The organism is Microbacterium sp. NPDC008134 (assembly GCF_042957055.1).
GTDB lineage: Bacteria > Actinomycetota > Actinomycetes > Actinomycetales > Microbacteriaceae > Microbacterium.
Genome location: NZ_JBIBHO010000004.1, coordinates 152,478 through 170,483, shown reverse-complemented (window position 1 = coordinate 170,483; position 18,006 = coordinate 152,478). Strand labels below are relative to the sequence as shown.

Annotated in this window: 17 protein-coding genes; 8 read left to right on the top strand and 9 right to left on the bottom strand. The window is 68.9% G+C overall.

Translation table 11 applies throughout. The features are described from left to right. Nucleotides 1-90: 90 nt before the first annotated feature. The 5 genes from ACFY9N_RS16300 to ACFY9N_RS16280 all read right to left on the bottom strand — a co-directional run bounded on the left by ACFY9N_RS16300 (nt 91) and on the right by ACFY9N_RS16280 (nt 5,694). On the bottom strand, nt 91-1,224 hold the full coding sequence (locus ACFY9N_RS16300) for a bifunctional 2-methylcitrate synthase/citrate synthase (protein ID WP_391479919.1): 1,134 nt from the start codon (nt 1,222-1,224) through the stop codon (nt 91-93). Between the two features lie 38 nt (nt 1,225-1,262). Next, a complete protein-coding gene (gene prpB, locus ACFY9N_RS16295) occupies nt 1,263-2,171 on the bottom strand; it encodes a methylisocitrate lyase (RefSeq protein ID WP_391479917.1) in 909 nt (302 codons plus the stop codon). Between the two features lie 142 nt (nt 2,172-2,313). Continuing rightward, entirely contained in the window at nt 2,314-3,840 is a 1,527-nt protein-coding gene (locus tag ACFY9N_RS16290) for an MmgE/PrpD family protein (protein WP_391479916.1), read from the bottom strand. Next, on the bottom strand, nt 3,837-4,538 hold the full coding sequence (locus ACFY9N_RS16285) for a GntR family transcriptional regulator (RefSeq protein WP_391479915.1): 702 nt from the start codon (nt 4,536-4,538) through the stop codon (nt 3,837-3,839). Before ACFY9N_RS16285 ends, ACFY9N_RS16290 begins: the two co-directional genes overlap by 4 nt. Nucleotides 4,539-4,686: 148 nt before the next feature. After that, on the bottom strand, nt 4,687-5,694 hold the full coding sequence (locus ACFY9N_RS16280; RefSeq protein WP_391479913.1) for a DMT family transporter: 1,008 nt from the start codon (nt 5,692-5,694) through the stop codon (nt 4,687-4,689). A gap of 39 nt (nt 5,695-5,733) precedes the next feature. Here ACFY9N_RS16280 and ACFY9N_RS16275 point away from each other — a divergent pair, with 39 nt between their 5' ends. The 7 genes from ACFY9N_RS16275 (at nt 5,734) to ACFY9N_RS16245 (ending at nt 11,779) form a co-directional block, all read left to right on the top strand. Next, nucleotides 5,734-6,267 (top strand): CGNR zinc finger domain-containing protein, encoded by a 534-nt coding sequence (locus tag ACFY9N_RS16275; RefSeq protein ID WP_391479912.1) that lies wholly within the window; start codon nt 5,734-5,736, stop codon nt 6,265-6,267. A gap of 215 nt (nt 6,268-6,482) precedes the next feature. After that, nucleotides 6,483-7,067, top strand: a complete 585-nt coding sequence (locus tag ACFY9N_RS16270; RefSeq protein WP_391479911.1) for a glucose-6-phosphate isomerase family protein — start codon at nt 6,483-6,485, stop codon at nt 7,065-7,067. A gap of 7 nt (nt 7,068-7,074) precedes the next feature. Continuing rightward, on the top strand, nt 7,075-8,565 hold the full coding sequence (gene xylB, locus ACFY9N_RS16265; protein WP_391479910.1) for a xylulokinase: 1,491 nt from the start codon (nt 7,075-7,077) through the stop codon (nt 8,563-8,565). Continuing rightward, complete coding sequence (locus ACFY9N_RS16260) at nt 8,565-9,518, top strand: phosphoglycerate dehydrogenase (protein WP_391479909.1); 954 nt, start codon at nt 8,565-8,567, stop codon at nt 9,516-9,518. The genes xylB and ACFY9N_RS16260 overlap by 1 nt, the downstream gene beginning before the upstream one ends. Nucleotides 9,519-9,527: 9 nt before the next feature. Then, nucleotides 9,528-10,490, top strand: a complete 963-nt coding sequence (locus tag ACFY9N_RS16255; RefSeq protein WP_391479908.1) for a shikimate dehydrogenase family protein — start codon at nt 9,528-9,530, stop codon at nt 10,488-10,490. After that, nucleotides 10,487-11,449: a phosphotriesterase gene (locus ACFY9N_RS16250; RefSeq protein ID WP_391479907.1), complete on the top strand. Its 963-nt coding sequence runs from the start codon at nt 10,487-10,489 to the stop codon at nt 11,447-11,449. The genes ACFY9N_RS16255 and ACFY9N_RS16250 overlap by 4 nt, the downstream gene beginning before the upstream one ends. Nucleotides 11,450-11,473: 24 nt before the next feature. Next, a complete protein-coding gene (locus ACFY9N_RS16245) occupies nt 11,474-11,779 on the top strand; it encodes a putative quinol monooxygenase (protein WP_391479905.1) in 306 nt (101 codons plus the stop codon). 297 nt (nt 11,780-12,076) lie between these two features. On the opposite strand, the gene ACFY9N_RS16240 is transcribed toward ACFY9N_RS16245, so the two are convergent. The 4 genes from ACFY9N_RS16240 to ACFY9N_RS16225 all read right to left on the bottom strand — a co-directional run bounded on the left by ACFY9N_RS16240 (nt 12,077) and on the right by ACFY9N_RS16225 (nt 16,811). Continuing rightward, nucleotides 12,077-13,069 carry an ABC transporter substrate-binding protein gene (locus ACFY9N_RS16240; RefSeq protein ID WP_391479904.1) on the bottom strand — a complete coding sequence of 331 codons (993 nt, stop codon included), beginning with the start codon at nt 13,067-13,069 and terminating at the stop codon, nt 12,077-12,079. Between the two features lie 139 nt (nt 13,070-13,208). Further along, nucleotides 13,209-14,240, bottom strand: coding sequence for an ABC transporter permease (locus tag ACFY9N_RS16235; RefSeq protein WP_391479903.1), 1,032 nt, complete (start codon nt 14,238-14,240; stop codon nt 13,209-13,211). Further along, nucleotides 14,240-15,742 carry a sugar ABC transporter ATP-binding protein gene (locus tag ACFY9N_RS16230; protein ID WP_391479902.1) on the bottom strand — a complete coding sequence of 501 codons (1,503 nt, stop codon included), beginning with the start codon at nt 15,740-15,742 and terminating at the stop codon, nt 14,240-14,242. Before ACFY9N_RS16230 ends, ACFY9N_RS16235 begins: the two co-directional genes overlap by 1 nt. Before the next feature lie 199 nt (nt 15,743-15,941). Beyond that, complete coding sequence (locus ACFY9N_RS16225; protein WP_391479900.1) at nt 15,942-16,811, bottom strand: sugar phosphate isomerase/epimerase family protein; 870 nt, start codon at nt 16,809-16,811, stop codon at nt 15,942-15,944. Nucleotides 16,812-17,002: 191 nt separating this feature from the next. On the opposite strand from ACFY9N_RS16225, the gene ACFY9N_RS16220 reads away from it, so the two are divergent. Next, complete coding sequence (locus tag ACFY9N_RS16220) at nt 17,003-18,004, top strand: LacI family DNA-binding transcriptional regulator (RefSeq protein ID WP_391479899.1); 1,002 nt, start codon at nt 17,003-17,005, stop codon at nt 18,002-18,004. The last annotated feature ends 2 nt before the right edge of the window (nt 18,005-18,006 follow it).

Here is an 18,006-nt window from a genome sequence, read left to right as displayed (position 1 = left end):
TGCCGAAGGGCCCCCACTCACCGGTACCGAAAGAGCCTGGGTCCCTGAGCCTGACGAAGGGCCCCAGGCTCTCTCATACGTGCAGGTTCGTCAGCCCTCGACGTGCCGCTCCTCCGGCCCGACGTACTCCGACAGCGGGCGGATCAGCGCGTTGGCTCCGGCCTGCTCGATCACGTGCGCCGTCCAGCCCGTCACCCGCGCCGCGACGAAGAGCGGCGTGAACGTGAGCGTGTCGAAGCCGATCAGGTTGTATGCCGGACCCGAGGGGTAGTCGAGGTTCGGATAGATGCCCTTGCGGGCGACGAACTCCGACTCGAGTGCGTCGTAGAGCGCCGCGACCTCCGACCGGTCGAAGTGCGCGACGAGCGTGTCGAGCGCCGCCTTCATCGTCGGCACCCGCGAGTCGCCCTTCTTGTACACGCGGTGCCCGAAGCCCATGATCTTGCGCTTCTCGGCCAGGGCCTTGTCGAGCCACGCCTCGACGGCATCCGCCGAGCCGATCTCGTCGAAGATGTGCAGCACGGCCTCGTTGGCACCGCCGTGCAGCGGTCCTTTGAGGGCGCCGATCGCCCCGACGACGGCCGAATACAGGTCGCTGAGCGTCGAGGTGATGACCCGCGCCGTGAACGTGGAGGCGTTGAACGAGTGCTCGGCGTAGAGGATCATCGAGCGATTGAACGCGTCGACGACCACGGCATCCGCCTCCTCGCCGAACGTCATCCAGAGGAAGTTGGCCGAGTAGTCCAGGTCATCCCGCGGCTCGATGAGCTCCTGCCCGCGCCGGCGGCGCTGGCCGTAGGCCACGATGGCCGGCAGCGCGGCGAACAGACGGATGCTGCGTTCGAGGTTCTGCTCGGGGCTGCCGCCGGCGTCGAGCACCGAGCCTCCGGCACCGGGATCGGAGGCTCCGATCAGGCTGACCGCCGTGCGGACCTCGTCCATCGGGTGCGCCTCGACGGGAACCAGGTCGATCGCGGCCTTCACGTTGTCGGCGAGCGCGCGGTGGCGACGCTCCTCGACGCGGAACGCCGCGAGCTCCTCGGGCGTCGGCAGCTCCCCGTGCCAGAGCAGGTACGCGACAGCCTCGAACGACTGCGTCGCGGCGAGCTCCTGCACCGGGTATCCGCGGTAGAGCAGGCTGTTCGTCTCGGGGTTGACCTTCGAGATCGAGGTCGTGTCGACCACGACCCCGGCGAGGCCCTTCTTGATGTCCGGTTCGGTCATGCTCACTCCTTCGTGTGCTGCGTTGTGTGCTGCCGTGCTCAGCGACCGCTCTGGTCGATCGTGAAGTTGAAGACCCCCGAGTCGAAGTGGTTGTACGACTCGTAGTCGATGAGCTCGTACAGATCGGCGCGGTGCTGCATCTCTCCGAGCATCGACGTCAGGTGCCCCTCCGTGTTCAGCGTATCGAGCGCACGACCGGCCGCGCCCATCGCGGTCCGCAGCAGCGACACCGGCCAGATGACGATGCTCACGCCCGCGCTCTGCAGCTGAGCGGTCGAGAACAGCTCGCTCTTCCCGAACTCGGTCATGTTCGCAAGGATCGGCACGTCGAGCGCCTCGGCCATCGCCTCGAACTCCGAGAGTTCGCGCATCGCTTCGGGGAAGATCGCGTCGGCCCCGGCATCCACCAGCGCCTTCGCGCGATCGATGGCGGCATCCAGCCCCTCGATCGCCCGGATGTCGGTGCGCGCCATGAGCAGGAAATTCTCGTCGCGGCGCGCGTCCGCGGCGGCCCGGATGCGCTTGATCGCGGTGTTCTCATCGACGACGCTCTTGCCGTCGAGGTGTCCGCAACGCTTGGGGTTCACCTGGTCCTCGATGTGCATGCCGGCGAGTCCGGCGTCCTCGAGTTCCTGGATCGTGCGCGCGACGTTCATCGGCTCGCCGAAGCCGGTGTCGGCGTCGACGATCGCGGGCAGATCGGTCATGCGGGCGATCTGCTTCGCGCGGCCGGCGACCTCGGTGAGCGTCGTGAGCCCGATGTCGGGGAGGCCGAGGTCGGCCGACAGCACGGCGCCCGAGATGTAGACGCCCTCGAATCCCTTCTCGGCGATCAGCCGCGCGCTCAAGGGATTGAACGCGCCCGGGAACCGCAGCAGTTCACCGCTCGCGAGCCGTTCGCGGAACAGGCGGCGCTTCTCGGCCGGAGTGACGGTGGAGTACAGCATCAGCTCTCCTCGATCTCGTGGTGTCGGATGGGGTGCTTCGACGGGCTCAACAACCCATCCTGGGGGCTCAGCAACCCATCCTCGGGGCTCCGGGACGAGGCGACCGCCTGGGTCCCTGAGCCTGTCGAAGGGTCGCAGGCCACTAGAACAGCCCCGCGGGTGTCGGAGCGGCGTCGAGCAGGCCGGGCTTCGCGACGATAGACAGCTCGGCGACCTCGGCCGCGGTGAGCTCGGGAAGGCGCTGCACGAGCTCGAGGAACCGCTCGATCTCGGCGGGCTCGAGCACGGGCTCGGCCAGCAGACGGAACTTCGCGATGTAGTTCTCCCGCGCGAACGGGCGAGCACCGAGCGGATGCGCATCGGCCACGGCGATCTCGTCGACGACGGTCGAGCCGTCGGTCAGCCGGAACTCGACGCGACCGCCGAACGCCTTCACATCGGGATCCTCGGAGTGGTAGCGACGGGTCCACTCGGCATCCTCGGCCGTGGTGATCTTGTGCCACAGCGCGACGGTGTCTTCACGCCCGGCACGCGAAGGGGCGTAGGAGTCGACGTGGTGCCAGCCGCCGTCCTGCAGCGCGACGGCGAAGATGTACGGGATCGAGTGGTCGAGCGTCTCACGCGATGCCGTCGGGTCGTACTTCTGCGGGTCGTTCGCACCCGACCCGATCACGTAGTGGGTGTGGTGGCTGGTGTGCAGCACGATCGCTTCGATGTTCGCCGGGTCGCGCAGCACCGGGTTCTCGGTGCCGAGCTTGCGGGCGAGATCGATCCACGCCTGCGCCTGGTACTCGGCCGAGTGCTCCTTCGTATACGAGTCAAGGATCGCGCGCTTCGGCTCGCCGGCGGCGGGCAGCGGCACATCGTACGCGGCATCCTTTCCGTCGAGCATCCATGCGATCACGCCGTCTTCACCCTCGTAGATCGGGGCCGGGCTGGTCTGCCCGCGCATCGCGCGATCGACCGCCTCGACGGCCATCTTGCCGGCGAAGGCCGGGGCGTGCGCCTTCCACGTCGAGATCTCACCCTTGCGGCTCTGGCGCGTGGCGGTGGTGGTGTGCAGTCCCTGACCGACGGCCTGGTAGATCGTCTCGACGTCGAGGCCGAGAAGCGTGCCGATGCCGGCGGCGGCCGACGGACCGAGGTGCGCGACGTGGTCGATCTTGTGCTTGTGCAGACAGATCGCGCGCACGAGGTCCATCTGGATCTCGTAGCCGGTCGCGATGCCGCGCACGAGCGCGCGACCGTCGGCGCCGGTGTGCTGGGCGACCGCGAGGATCGGCGGGATGTTGTCGCCGGGGTGCGAGTACTCGGCGGCGAGGAAGGTGTCGTGGTAGTCGAGTTCGCGCACGGCCACGCCGTTCGCCCACGCCGCCCACTCGGGACTGGTGCGGCGGTCGAGGGCCGCGCCGAAGAGGTTCGCCCCGGCACCGCCGGTCGAGACGGGGTGGCTGAACGCCTGGGCGCGGGCCGCGTTGATCGGCGCGCGGGTGAGGGATGCCGCCGCCACCGAGGCGTTGTCGATGATGCGATTGATGATCATGTCGACGACGGCGGGCTCGACCTCGACCGGGTCAGCGGCCACCTCGGCGATCTTCCAGGCGAGCTGGTCTTCGCGCGCGAGGTTCTCTTCGCTGCGGTGCACGCGGACGTGGTGGGTGACGGTCATGGTCTTCCTTCGGTCGCGGGGGCTGTCGCCGGTTCGGCGGAGAGGGAGTTCTCGGGGAGGGAGTCGAGGATGCCGGTGAGCGCGTTGTGCAGGTGCACGTGCGTGGCGTGAGCGGCGAGATCGCCGTCGCGGGCGGCGAGCGCCTGCGCGATCGTGCGGTGCTCGGAGGCGGATGCCGCGAGCCGGGCGGGCTTGTCACGGGCCATGCGGCGCACCCGCACGAGGTGCGTACGCACGGTGCGGAGGGCGGCGGCGATGTAGTCGTTGGAAACGGCGGCGTCGAGGGCGGCGTCGAAGCGGGAGATCAGGGCGTAGTAGGCGTCGCGCCCCTCGGACGCGTCGAGGTCGACGTGCGCGAACTCCTCGGCGAGAGCCGCGAAGGCTCCGGCGTCTCCGCGAGCGGCGGCGAGGCGGGCAGAGGTCTCTTCGAGCGCCCGGCGGATCTCGAACAGCTCGCGGATATCGGTGGCGTCGAGGTCCGCCACGACGGTGACGCGCGGAGACTGCTGCACGACGAGGCCGTCGGCGGCGAGGCGGCGAAGGGCTTCACGCAGCGGGGTTCGGCTCACGCCGAGGCGCGCGGCCTGCTCGACCTCGCCGAGCACCGTGCCCGCGGGGATCGTTCCGGACTGGATGCCGTCGAGCAGTGTCGCGTAGGCGCGATCACCGGCCGTGGTGCGCTCGACGGAGAGGGTCATGGCTCGATTGTATACATACGGCGAGATAGGTCGCCTGGGGATTGCTTGAGGGCGTCTATTCGTATGCATTAGACGGTCTCGGGGGCGGGGCCCTTCGACAGGCTCAGGGACCCAGCCTGTGCAGGGGCCCAGTCGGGGCCTCGTGCTGTTACTGGGTTACTGAGCCTGTCGAAGCATCCCACCCCGCGGCACCCTCGGCCACCGGCTCGACGAACTCGGCGGGCGGCGCGGGCTCACCGAGCTTCACGACCACGACACCCGCAAGCACGAGTGCCCCACCGAGCGCCTGCAGCAGATCGGGCAACTGCCCGAGCAGCAGCCACCCGAACAGCAGCGCCGCGACGACCTCGGCGAGCGCCACGAACGAGGCGAGGCGGGATCCGAGCATCCGCGTCGAGGCGATGCCGAGCAGGTACGCGAGCGCCGTCGCGAGCACGCCCATCGCCAACACAGGGACGAACCAGGGCACGGTGCCGAAGCGGTAGGCGATGTCGTCGGTGCTCCAGGCGATCGGGAGGATGCCGACCGCTCCGGCGCTCGTCAACCCGACCGCACCGAGCAGCAGTCCACTGCCGGCGAGCGCGAGCGGCGGGAGGCCGGTGTCGGCCTTCGCGGAGAGCACGAAGTAGGTCGCGGCGCCGACCATCGCGCCGAGCGCCCAGAGGATGCCGGCGACGTTGACATCTGCACCGGTGACGATGTCGAGCATGAGCACGAGACCGACGAAGGCGATCGCGGCACCCAGGATGCTGCGGCGACTGGGCTTCTCACCCCGGCGGATCCAGAGCCAGAGGATGACGGCGACCGGCGCGGTGTACTCGATGAGCAGGGCCAACCCGACGTCCATCACGGCGACGGCCTGGAAGTAGAACAGTTGCGTGGCGGTGACCGCGAGCAGCCCGTACGCGGCGATGATACCGGCGTTGCGGCGCAGCAGGTGCCAGCGCCCGCGCAGCGTCAGGATCGTCGGTATCAGCAGCACGAGCGCTGCGACCCAGATGCGGGCGGTGACGGCCGCGCCCGGCGTCCACCCCGCGTCGATCAGTCCGCGCGCCCAGGCACCCGACATGCCGAACGCGAACGCCGCACCGATCGCCAGCGGAAGACCCAGTCGCACGCCGCGCGTCGCCCGTACGTCATCGGCCACAGTGCTCATGGCATGTGACGCTACTCGCGGCGAATGTAACATGTCAACATGATCTTCACCGATGACACGGCGGATGCTCTGCAGGCATCCGTCTGGCTCGTGAACTCCGCCGAGCACCCCGACACGCTCGAGACCCTCGCCGACGAGGAGGGCTTCCTCGAGGAGTTCCCATACACCGGCCGCCTCGACCGCGACGATGCCGAGATCGCCGATCTGCGCAGCATCCGCCCGCGCCTGCGCGCCCTGCTGCTCGCCCCGCGCGACGAGATGGCCGCGCGCGTGAACGACGTACTCACCGACACTCCCGTCGCGCCGCAGCTCGTGCGCCACGGCGACACCGACTGGCACCTGCACGCCGTCGGCGACGAACGGCCACTCGCCGAGCGCGTGCTGATCGAGACCGCGATGGCGCTGATCGACGTGATCCGACAGGACGAGGGTTCGCGCCTGTCGATCTGCGACGACGACACCTGCGAGGCGATCGCCCTCGACCTCAGCCGCAACCGCTCGAAGCGCTACTGCTCCCCCACCTGCGCCAACCGCAATGCCGTCGCCGCCTACCGCGCCCGCCAGGCCGGGTAGCCCCGGCATCCGTTCGAATCGCTCACTTTTCGGTTTACCGGGCCGGATTTCTGCAAAGTGAGCGATTCGAATCGCAGGCTGACCGCGCACCTGCGCACGAGACCCCGCGCAGATGGGTGTAGACGCCAACCTGTAGTAACAGGTATGCTCACTTGTTATTACAGGTGTCGGGTCCCGCGCCTGTGCAACGACGCACACCGCGACAAGGAGCACCGATGCCCGCGTTCCACACCCCGCCGATCCAGCCGATGGCGATCGCCTTCGACACCGAGAAGCTGACCCTCTCGCCCGAGGGCCCCACTCTCACCCGGCGGATGTCGGACCTCGAGGGCCTCTTCCTCGACCACGACGCCTGGAAGACCGCGGCCGAAGGAGACAATCCCGTCGTCTACACCGTCGTCAGCTCGCCGGTTCCCGAGGTCGACCGCGAGCTCCCCCAGTCGATCACCACGATCATGCCCGGCGACACATCCGGCGAACTCTGGATGACCAAGGGCCACCAGCACCCGAACCACCAGGGCGAGATCTACCTCGCACTGAAGGGTCGCGGCGGGCTCCTGATGTTCGACGGCGAGCGCACCGAGTGGCTCGACATGCTGCCCGGCACCATCGGGTACATCCCGCCGGGCTGGGCGCACCGCTCGATCAACACCGGCGACGAGCCGTACGCGTTCCTCGCGGTGTACCCCGGTGGCGCCGGCCACGACTACGGCTGGGTGCTCGAGCACGGCATGGGCTCCCGCGCCTACCGCAGCACCGACGGCTCGGCCGACCTGCGCCCGTACACGACCGCGAGCTGACCCGACCATGCTGATCGCCCACGACCTCGGCACCACCGGCAACAAGGCCTCACTGCACCACGACGACGGACGCCTGGTGTCGTCGGTCACGGTGCCCTACCCCGCGCACTTCGCCGCGGGCGGCATCGCCGAGCAGAACCCGATCGACTGGTGGGACGCAGTCGTCGAGGCGACCCGCACCCTGATCGCGAAGACCAGCACGCTCCCCTCCGAGGTGGCCGGCCTCGTCGTGGGCGGGCAGATGATGGGTGCCGTGCTACTCGACGCCGACGGCGAACCCGCGCGCCCGGCGATCATCTGGGCCGACACCCGCTCGGGCGCGCAGCAGCGCGAGCTCGAGCAGGCACTCGGTGCCGAGCACGCCTACGGCATCCTGGGCCACCGCCTGAACCCCACCTACTCGGTCGAGAAGATCATGTGGGTGCGCGACAACGAGCCCGACGTCTGGGCGCGCGTGCGCCGGTTCTGCATCGCGAAGGACTTCATCGTGCTGCGCCTCACCGGGCGTCTCGCGACCGACCGCTCCGACGCCTCGGGCACCAACGCCTACGATCAGCGCACCGGCACATGGTCGGACGAGGTTCTGCAGGCGGCGCGGCTCGATCCCGCTCTGTTCCCCGAAATCCTCGACTCCACGGCGATCGCCGGACCGCTGACGGATGCCGCGGCCGAGGCCCTCGGCCTGCATGCGGGTGTGCGCGTGGTGATGGGTGGCGGCGACGGCCCGCTCGCGGCGGTCGGCTCCGGTGTCGTCGCGCCCGAAGATGGCGCGTACGTGTGCCTGGGCACCTCGTCGTGGATCTCCTTCGCGGCGGATGCTCCGTTGCACGACCCGGCGATGCGCACCTTCTCGTTCGACAACGTCGTGCCGGGGTCGTTCGTGCCCACCGCGACGATGCAGGCGGGCGGAGCATCCGTCCAGTGGATCGCCGAGGCCCTCTCCGCCGATCCGGCTCACCCCGAGACCGGGCGCCTCACCGCCGAGGCATCCGCCGACGTCGACACCGATGACCTCTACTTCCTGCCGTACCTGCTCGGCGAGCGCTCACCCCTCTGGGATCCGGATGCCCGCGGCGCCTTCGTCGGCCTCGCCCGCCACCACACCCGCGCGCACCTCGTGCGTTCGGTGCTCGAGGGCACGGCGTTCAACCTGCTCACGTGCATCCAGGCGTTCCGCGCCTCGGGCGCGACGATCGACCGGATCGACGCGGTCGGCGGCGGCGCGCAGAGCGACGTGTACCTCTCGGTGCTCGCCGACGTCTGGGGCGTGCCGGTACGCCGCCGCACGATCGTCGAAGAGGCGAACAGCCTCGGGGCCGCGGTCACCGGCGCCGTCGGCCTCGGGCTCGCCGACTTCTCGGCTGCCCGCGCGCTGAGCGAGGTCACCGCCGAGTTCGCGCCCGACGCCGCCCGCCACGCGATCTACGCCGAGCGCCACGCGCGATTCACCGACGCGTACACGGCGCTCGCCCCCTGGTTCGCCGGACGGGCCGGCTGATGGGCGTCATCCTCGTCACGAGCCGCTCGTTCTCCGACGGCGACCTCGACCTCGTCGAGCGCGCGGCGATCGCCGGCCACCGCATCCTGCGCGGGCCGGCGCACCACGACCTCGACGAGTTGCGCGTGTTGCTGCACGGGGCGGATGCCTGGATCGCAGGCACCGGCCCCGTCACCGACGCGCACCTCGCCGCCGCGCCGAAGCTCAAGATCATCGCCCGCTACGGCGTGGGCACCGAGGCCGTCGACCTCGACGCCGCCCGCCGTCGCGGCATCCCGGTGTCGAACACCCCGGGTGCGAATGCGGATGCCGTCGCCGACCACGCGGTGGGCCTGATGCTCGCCGCCCTGCGGTTCGTGCCCGACGGCGATCGCCGGGTACGGACCGGCGACTGGGGCGTGCGCCGCGGCCGCGAGCTGGGAGCGGCGACCGTCGGCATCGTCGGCTTCGGCCGCATCGGTCAGGGCGTCGCGAAGCGGTTGAGCGGATTCGGATGCCGCATCCTCGCCGCCGATCCGTTCCTCCCGGCCGACGTCGTGCGCGCCGCGGGCGCCGAGCCCGCAGAGCTCGACGCCCTGTTCGAGACGGCCGACCTGATCTCGCTGCACGCTCCGGGCGGACAGTTGCTCGTCGACGCCGCGCGGCTCGCCCGCATGCGCCGCGGCAGCATCATCGTCAACACCGCGCGCGGCGACCTGATCGATGAGGCCGCCGTCGCCGAAGCCCTGCACGACGGCGTCCTCGCCGGGTACGCGGCCGACACCCTCGACGGCGACACCGCCGCGAAGGACAGTCCGCTGCTCGCCGACGCCCTCGCCGATCGGGTGATCGTCACGCCGCACCTCGGCGCCCAGACGACCCAAGCCGTCGACAACATGGGGTCCTTCTCGCTCGACGACGTGATCGCCGTGCTCCGGGGCGCCGAACCCCGCTTCCCCGTGAGAGCCCCGTAGGAGAATCCGATGACCACTTCCCTCCCCGCCGACCCGAGCACCGCCGCGTCCACCACCGCCGGGTACATGGGCTTCGTCGGCGTGAGCACCGGCTCGTCGTCGATCATGCAGGTCTTCCCCCGCTGGGCCGACGTGCTCGGGCTGCCGACGCGCGAACTGGTCGGCCACGACCTGCCGATGGACGCCACGCCCGCGCGGTACGTCGCGATGGTCGAGCAGATCCGCGACGACCCGAACCACCGCGGTGCGCTCGTCACGACGCACAAGATGAACGTGTTCGCGGCGGCATCCGACCTGTTCGACGAGCTCGACCCGTTCGCTGTCTCGTGCAGCGAGATCTCGAGCATCTCGAAGCGCGGCGACCGGATCATCGGCCGCGCCAAGGACCCGATCACGGTCGACCTCGCCCTCAACGACTTCCTGCCCGCCGATCACTTCGCGCGCACCGGCGCCGAGGTCGTCATCCTCGGGGCCGGCGGCTCGGGCACGGCCCTCAGCTGGGCGCTCGCCGAACGAGCGGATGCTCCCGCCCGCGTGACCGTGACGGCCCGCAGCGACGAGGCGCTGGAACACCTGCGCGCGGTGCACGAGCAGCATGGCACGGCAGAGGGGCTCATCCGCTACGTGCGTACCGACACCCCCGCGGAGGCCGCGACGCTGGTCGCCGCCGCACCCGCAGGCTCGGTGATCGTGAACGCCACCGGGCTCGGCAAGGACCGCCCCGGCTCTCCCCTGCCCGACGATGTCGTCTTTCCCGAGAACGCCTACGTGTGGGAGTTCAACTACCGCGGATCGTTGGAGTTCCTGCACCAGGCGAGGGCGCAGGAGGAGGCGCGGTCGCTGCACGTCGTCGATGGCTGGCGTTACTTCATCCACGGCTGGTCGCAGGTCGTCGCCGATGTGTTCGAGCTCGACCTGACGCCCGAGGTCGTCGAGCAGCTGGCCGAGGCAGCAGAGTTCGCGCGCCGATGATCCGCACCGTCCTCGGCGACATCGACCCGGCGCAGCTCGGGGCGACGAACTATCACGAGCACCTCTTCCAGGTGAGCCCGTTGCTGCCCGGCGACGAGCTCGACGACGAGGCGCGCTCGGGCGCCGAAGCCGAGAGCCTGCGCGACAGCGGTTTCGCCGCGATGGTCGACGCGACCCCGTTCGGTGTCGGACGCAACCCCGAGGCCGTCGCACGCATCAGCGCCGCGACCGGGCTGCGCATCGTCGCCACGACCGGACGGCACCGCGAGGCGCACTACGCGCCGGAGCATCCGATCCGCACCTGGGGCGTCGACCGGTTGGCCGACATGTTCGTGCGCGACATCGTCGACGGGATGCCGGTCGACGACAGCGAGGCCATCACCTCGGAGACTCCACGCGCCGCACACGCCCCCGACGGAGCCCCCGTGCGCGCCGGGCTGCTCAAGGCCGGCATCGACTACTGGCGCATCAGCGACTTCGAGCGCACCACCCTCGACGCCATCGCCGCCGCGCACCGCGAGACCGGGGCCCCGATCATGGTGCACCTCGAGTTCTGCACGGCGGCGCACGAGGTGCTCGATCTGCTCGCGGCTGCGGGCGCGGCATCCGATCGTGTCGTCTTGGCGCATGCCGACCGCGACCCCGACCCGGGCCTGCACGCCTCGCTCGCCGAGCGCGGCGCGTACCTCGGCTACGACGGCATGGCCCGGCCGCGCACACGATCGGACGCCGAGCTGCTCGCCCTCACTGCGGCGGTCGTCGAGCGCGGCGCCGGCGACCGGGTGCTGCTCGGCGGCGACGTCGCCCGCCGCACCCGCTACCTCGCCTACGGCGGGATGCCCGGGCTCGCCTACCTGGGCGAGCGCTACGTGCCCCGCCTGCGCGCCCTCATCGGAGACGAGGCCGTGGATCGGATGCTCGTCACCAACCCCGCACGCCTGCTCACGCTCTCGCACTGAACCGCCCGACCTCTGGAGACACCGTTGTCCGAAGCATCCGCCCCCACCATCCTGCACGCGACCTTCACGGCCCGCCCCGGCGAGGGAGATCGCGTCGCCGAACTTCTGCGCGAGTTCGCTAGGGAAGTACAGGCAGAAACAGGTAACGTGGTCTTCGATGCCACGCGACTCGTCGACGATCCTGATCGCTTCTTCGTGTACGAGGTCTATCGCGATGAGGCAGCGTTCCAGGCGCACATCTCGGCCCCGGCCGGCGTGCCGTTCAACGCGGCGCTGCAAGAGCTGATCGTGGAACCCTCGTCGCAGCTCACATTCCTCCGCCGTCTCTGACGGCGGATGCAACCGGAGGATCCCCCCCTCTCTCCGGTTGGGAAAGGCCCGGTGTGTCCCCCTCGGATACCGGGCCTTTCCGTTGCCTGGGGCCCTTCGTCTCGTCGCTGCGCTCCTCGCTCAGGAACCGGGTGCCTTGGCCGGTTCCCTGGGGCCCTTCGTCTCGTCGCTGCGCTCCTCGCTCAGGAACCGGGTGCCTTGGCCGGTTCCTGAGCGAGCGAAGCGAGACGAAGGGCCCCGAGACACGAAGAGGCCCCCCACCCGAAGGTGAGGGGCCTCTCGATCCGGGAGATCAGATCACTGGTAGAGAACCGCGGCGATCTTCTCGTCCTCGAGGTTCGTGCTGTCGTACCAGTACGAACCCGTGTCGTAGAACTCCTCGACGGTCTCGCCGTTGGCGGCGTCGTACGCGGCCTGCACGACCTGCGCGCCGATGCCGATCGGGTCCTGCGTGATGGCGCCGGCCATCGTGCCGTCCTTGATCGCGTTGATCTGGGCCGCACCGGAGTCGAATCCGACGATGGTGAGCTTGCCCTTCTCGAGACCGAGCTCGTTGACGGCGTTCACGACACCGATGGCCGAGCCCTCGTTGGTGCCGTAGATGCCCTTGAGGTCGGGGTGCGCGGCGATCATGGCCTTCGCGATGTCGGCCGACTTCAGGTGGTCGCCGTCGCCGTACTGGATGTCGACGATCTCGATGTCGGGGTAGTCCGACTCGATCTTCTCGACGAAGCCGTCACGACGCTCGACACCGGTCGAGTTGATCTGCGAGTGACCGACGATGGCGACCTCGCCCTCACCGCCGATGAGCTCGGCCATGTGCTCGGCGGCCAGTGCACCGGCGACCTTGCTGTCGGTGGCGGCGAGGCTCAGGCCCACGTCGCCGTCGCACGGTGCGTCGAAGTAGACGACGGGGATGTCGGCTGCCTTGGCCTTGTCGAGGTACGGGACGCAGGCCTCGGGGTCGAGGGCGGCGTAGGCGATGGCATCCGGGGTCTTGTCGATCGCGGTCTGCAGCATCTGCAGCTGCGCGTCGACCTCGGTCTCGGCTGCGGGGCCCTCGAAGGTGATGGTCACGCCGAGCTCGGCGGCGCGCTCCTCGGCGCCCTTCTTGACGGCCTGCCAGAACTGGTGCTGGAAGCCCTTCGAGACCATGGCGATGTACATCTCGTCGCCGCTGCCGGCGTCGCCGCCCGCGTCTCCGCCGCCGGTGTTGCCCGAGCAGCCTGCCACGACGATCGCCGCGGAGGCGATCAGAGCCGCGAACGCGGCCTTCTTTCCGAACTTCATGGAAACTCCGTTGTTTGTGTGTGTGCCGGCCCGGGAGCCGGAGAGGGACATTCGTGGTGCGGTGTGCCGGTGCGGATCGCTCCGCGGGTGTCGGCCGGGTCGCCGATCGGAGGCGGCGGGCACGGCGCCGCCTCCGGGGTCAGGTGCGTGCGCGGTTGCGCAGCGAGTCGAAGAACACCGCGATCAGGATGACGATGCCGACGACGATGTTCTGCCACTCGGACTGGATCGACATGATCCGGAGGCCGTTGACGAGCACGCTCATGATGAGCGCACCGATCACGGTGCCGAGGATCGAGCCGCGACCGCCGAGCAGCGAGGTGCCGCCGATGATGACGGCCGCGATGGCCTGCAGCTCGTAGCCGGTGCCGATCTGCGGCTGGGCCGAGTCGAGACGCGAGGCGATGATGACGCCGGCGATGCCGGTGAAGGCTCCCGCGAACATGTAGACGAAGATCGTCCAGCGGCGGGTGTTGACGCCCGAGAGGCGCGTGGCCTCTTCGTTCGAGCCGATCGCGAAGGTGTAACGGCCGAGCAGCGTCTTCGAGAGCACGAGGTACGCGATGACCGCGAGCACGAGCGTGATGAGGACGGCGTTCGGCAGGCCCGGGATGAGGGTGCCGAGGGCGATCTGCTTGAAGTCCGGAGCCGAGCCCGAGAAGTAGATCGGTGCGACGCCCGAGATCACCAGGGCGAGACCGCCGGCGATCATCATCATCGCGAGGGTCGCGATGAACGGGGGCAGGCGGAGGAACGTGATGTTCACGCCGTTCACGAGCCCCATCAGGATGCCGGTGGCGATACCGCCGAGGACGCCGACGAACACCGGCAACCCCATGTTGGTGATGAACACACCCGTCATGACCGAGCAGAGCGCCATGCCGGTTCCGAGCGACAGGTCGATGCCGCCGGTGATGATCACGAACGTGGTGCCGAGGGCGAGGATGCCGATGACCGCGGTCGAGAGCAGGATGCCGGAGACGTTGTTCCAGGTGAGGAAGTTCGGGCTGGCGACCGAGAAGAAGATGAACAGCACGACGAGCGTGCCGAACGCAAGCGACTGCTGCACCTGGCGCTTGAGGAAGCCGCCGATGTCGCGCTTGTCGGTGTTCTCGTTCACGGCGGTCTGGATGATCGTCGTCGTCGACGACCCGTTCTGCGGGGTGCTCATCAGTCTTCCTCCCCATGGGCTGCGAGTTGCATGATCTTCTCCTGGCTGGCTTCCTCGTTGCGGAGCGTTCCGGTGATCCGACCGTTCGCGAACACGGCGATGCGGTTCGCGACGCGGAGGATCTCGGGCAGCTCCGACGAGATGACGATGATGGACTTTCCCTGATCAGCGAGCTGCTGCATCAGGCGGTAGATCTCTTCCTTCGCTCCGACGTCGATGCCGCGGGTCGGCTCGTCGAAGATGAGGATGTCGCAGTCGCGCATCAGCCATCGGGCGATGACGACCTTCTGCTGGTTGCCGCCCGAGAGCAGCTTCACGACCTGGTTGACCGAGGGCGTCTTGACCCGCAGCTGCTGGACGTACTCCTTGGTGCGGTTCTTCGCCTTGCCGTCGCCCATCCAGCCGATCCCGTTGGCGTAGGAGCCGAGCGAGGCGAGCACGGTGTTGAAGGTGACGTCCTGCTCGAGCATCAGCCCGAGGAGCTTGCGGTCCTCCGAGAGGTAGCCGACGCCGTGCTTGACGGCATCCGCCGGCTGGCTGATCTTCGTCTGCCGGCCGGCGATCGTGATCGTGCCGCCGTCGCTGGGGTCGGCACCGATGATCGCGCGAGCGGTCTCGGTACGGCCCGCGCCCATGAGGCCGGCGAAGCCGAGGATCTCGCCCTTGTGCAGCTGGAACGAGATGTCCTTGAGCAGGCTCTTGGTCGACAGGTCCTGCACGTCGAGCACCACCGGGTCGTTGATGTGCTCGCGGGCGGTGGGGCGGGTTCCCTCGTCGATCGCGCGGCCGACCATCATCTCGATGATCTTCGGGATGCTGACCTCGGACTTGTCGAGTGATCCGATGTATGCACCGTCGCGCAGCACGCTGACGCGGTCGGCGAGGCGGCGCAGCTCGTCCATGCGGTGCGAGATGTAGACGATGCCGGTGCCGGATGCCTTGAGCTGCTCGATCAGCACGAACAGCGTCTCGACCTCGGAGTCGGTGAGGGCCGAGGTGGGCTCGTCCATGATGAGCACCTTGGCGTTGAACGAGAGGGCCTTGGCGATCTCGACCATCTGCTGCTCGGCCACCGTCAGGTCGCCGACGCTGGCCTTGGGGTCGAGGTGGATGTTGAGCCGCTTGAGCAGTTCGGCGGTCTGCTGGTTGAGCTTGCGTTCCGACAGGAACGGACCGGTGCGCGGTTCGCGGCCGACGAAGATGTTCTGCGCGACCGTGAGGTCGGGCATCATGTTGAGCTCCTGGTGGATGATCGTGATCCCGAGCTCCTGCGCCTGCAGGGGGCTGGTGAGTTCGACCTCCTGGCCCTCGAACACGATCGTGCCCTCGTCCTTGGCGTAGATCCCGGAGAGGATCTTCATGAGGGTCGACTTGCCGGCGCCGTTCTCTCCGACGAGGACGAGAACCTCACCCGCGCGCACTTCGAGATGCACGTCCTTGAGTGCCTGGACACCGGGGAATCCCTTGCTGATGCCCTCCACTTTGAGGATGGGATCACTCACGTGCCTCACCTGCTTCCTTGAAGGTTTTCGTTCGCTGCTGCTTCGTTGCTGAGTTCACCCGATGGGGTTAAACATCGGATCAATTCTGACGTTCCGCGGTCTCCCGCGCAAGTTGTACCTAAATGTATCTAATGAAGTCCCGGAGGGGAAGACCTGTAATAACAACTTGGTCACAGGTTCCCCGCCCGAGGCGATCCGCCTAGTGCAGGCGGATCGAGTCGACCGCGATGAGCTTGTCGCGGATGAACGCGTTCGCGTGCGCACCCAGCTCGACGTTGTCGGTCCACAGGTTGCGCCAGATCCCCAGCATCCGGCTCAGATCCGGCGCGACGACCGCCGACGAGAACGACTCGAACACGATCGGGCCGTCGTAACCGATGCGCCCCAGCGCCTTGAAGAACGTGTCGAAGTCCACCGATCCGGTGCCGAGGTAGCCGCGGTGGCTCTCGCCGATGTGCACGTACTGCAACTGCGGGGCAGCGTCGAGCACCGGCGCGAACATATCCGACTCCTCGATGTTCATGTGGTACGTGTCGAGGTGGATACCGAGGTTCGGCCGATCGATCCGGCCGACGAAGTCGATGGCCTGGCGGGCCGTGTTGAGCACGTTCGTCTCGTAGCGATTGACGACCTCGAGGGCGACCGAGACGCCGCGCTCTGCCGCGTGGTCGGCGACCTTCGCGATCGCGCGGCGGCTGTTCTCGAGCCCCTCGGCGGTGACCGGCTCCATGTACTTCTTCATGGCGCTGTAGATGACACCGCAGAAGTGCGTGCCGCCGAGGTCGGCGAGCACGTCGACGGCGCGGAGTAGCAGTGCCTCGCCCGCGGCGACGATCGTCGGGTCGGAGCTCGTGACGTCGGTCGCCTCCGACAGACCCAGCGAGGCGCTGACGGCCAGGTCATGCTCGGCGAGCGCCTGCTTCGCGGCCGCCACGTCGAACGAGAACGGATCCATGAGCGGGAACTCGATCAGGTCGAACCCGGCCTCCTTGGTCTTCTCGGCCGACAGGCGGATGCCGTCGGCGTCGAAGTTCCCGGTCCAGACGAGCCCGTGGCAACCGATGTTCATGAGATCCCTCGGAGGCGGGTGTGCGGCACCGTCGCCTCCACCGATTGGCACGTGCCAACTCGATGTGCAGGTCACGTTATGCGCCGCGCCCGATCGGTGTCAAGAACTTTCTTGTAACGTGCCAATAACGTCGGTTACGCTGATCCCACTCTCCGGCCACTCCCTGCGCCGGACCCGATCACGGAGAATCGATGCCCGCGAGCGTCAAAGACGTCGCCGCCCTCGCCGGGGTTTCCTCGTCGACGGTGTCGAACTACCTCAACCACCCGCACGTGCTCCGCGCGTCCAGTCGCGAGAAAGTGCGGGCGGCCATCGAAGAGCTCGGCTACGTGCCCAACGAATCGGCGCGACAACTGCGCGCAGGCAGCAGCAAAGCCCTCGCGCTGATCCTGCTCGACGCGTGGTTGCCCTACTTCCACGAACTCTCCCGCGGCGTCGAGGACGTCACGCGCCAGGCCGGGTGGTCGCTGTTCTTCAGCAACAGCAACCGCGACAGCGCGCAGGAGCAGCGCAACCTCGACATGTTCGAAGCGCACCGGGTGCAGGGCATCATCATCTATCCGCACGGCGACGTCGTGCCCCGGCTCGAGACGCTCGCCGATCGCGGCATCCGCTCGGTCGTCGTCGGCCCCATCCCGATCTCGACCAAGGTCGCCTCGGTACTCTTCGACGACGTCGGCGGCGGCCGCCTCGCCGGCGAGCACCTCCTCGCGCTCGGGCGCCGGCGGCTGATGTTCCTCGGCACCCCGACCGTCAGCCAGTCGAACGACCGGCTCGCGGGTCTCCACCGGGCCGTCGACGGAACGCTCGCCTCGATCGAGGTCGTCGACGTCGAGCAGCTGACCACCGAGGCCGGGATGACCGCGGGCGCACGCATCGCGGCGCTCGCCCCGGCCGACCTGCCCGATGCGATCTTCGCCGCGAACGACATGGTCGCGCTCGGGGTGCTCACGCAGCTCGTGCGTCACGGCATCCGCGTGCCGGACGACGTCGCGATCGTCGGCTTCGACGACGTCGCCCAGGCGCACCAGGGCGTGGTGCCGCTCACCAGCGTGCGCCAGCCCGGCTACGAGATCGGTCGCGCCGCCGGGGCGGTGCTGCTGCAGCAGCTCGCCGATCCGGGCGCCCCGCCGCCCGCGATGACGCCGTTCGCCGCTGAACTGGTGGTGCGCGAGTCGACCGTCGGGCGCTGACG

Bases quoted from the DNA above. Each gene is read 5' to 3' on its own strand.
- ACFY9N_RS16300 (WP_391479919.1), bottom strand. From the start codon at position 1,224: ATGACCGAACCGGACATCAAGAAGGGCCTCGCCGGGGTCGTGGTCGAC.
- prpB (WP_391479917.1), bottom strand. From the start codon at position 2,171: ATGCTGTACTCCACCGTCACTCCGGCCGAGAAGCGCCGCCTGTTCCGC.
- ACFY9N_RS16290 (WP_391479916.1), bottom strand. From the start codon at position 3,840: ATGACCGTCACCCACCACGTCCGCGTGCACCGCAGCGAAGAGAACCTC.
- ACFY9N_RS16285 (WP_391479915.1), bottom strand. From the start codon at position 4,538: ATGACCCTCTCCGTCGAGCGCACCACGGCCGGTGATCGCGCCTACGCG.
- ACFY9N_RS16280 (WP_391479913.1), bottom strand. From the start codon at position 5,694: ATGAGCACTGTGGCCGATGACGTACGGGCGACGCGCGGCGTGCGACTG.
- ACFY9N_RS16275 (WP_391479912.1), top strand. From the start codon at position 5,734: ATGATCTTCACCGATGACACGGCGGATGCTCTGCAGGCATCCGTCTGG.
- ACFY9N_RS16270 (WP_391479911.1), top strand. From the start codon at position 6,483: ATGCCCGCGTTCCACACCCCGCCGATCCAGCCGATGGCGATCGCCTTC.
- xylB (WP_391479910.1), top strand. From the start codon at position 7,075: ATGCTGATCGCCCACGACCTCGGCACCACCGGCAACAAGGCCTCACTG.
- ACFY9N_RS16260 (WP_391479909.1), top strand. From the start codon at position 8,565: ATGGGCGTCATCCTCGTCACGAGCCGCTCGTTCTCCGACGGCGACCTC.
- ACFY9N_RS16255 (WP_391479908.1), top strand. From the start codon at position 9,528: ATGACCACTTCCCTCCCCGCCGACCCGAGCACCGCCGCGTCCACCACC.
- ACFY9N_RS16250 (WP_391479907.1), top strand. From the start codon at position 10,487: ATGATCCGCACCGTCCTCGGCGACATCGACCCGGCGCAGCTCGGGGCG.
- ACFY9N_RS16240 (WP_391479904.1), bottom strand. From the start codon at position 13,069: ATGAAGTTCGGAAAGAAGGCCGCGTTCGCGGCTCTGATCGCCTCCGCG.
- ACFY9N_RS16235 (WP_391479903.1), bottom strand. From the start codon at position 14,240: ATGAGCACCCCGCAGAACGGGTCGTCGACGACGACGATCATCCAGACC.
- ACFY9N_RS16225 (WP_391479900.1), bottom strand. From the start codon at position 16,811: ATGAACATCGGTTGCCACGGGCTCGTCTGGACCGGGAACTTCGACGCC.
- ACFY9N_RS16220 (WP_391479899.1), top strand. From the start codon at position 17,003: ATGCCCGCGAGCGTCAAAGACGTCGCCGCCCTCGCCGGGGTTTCCTCG.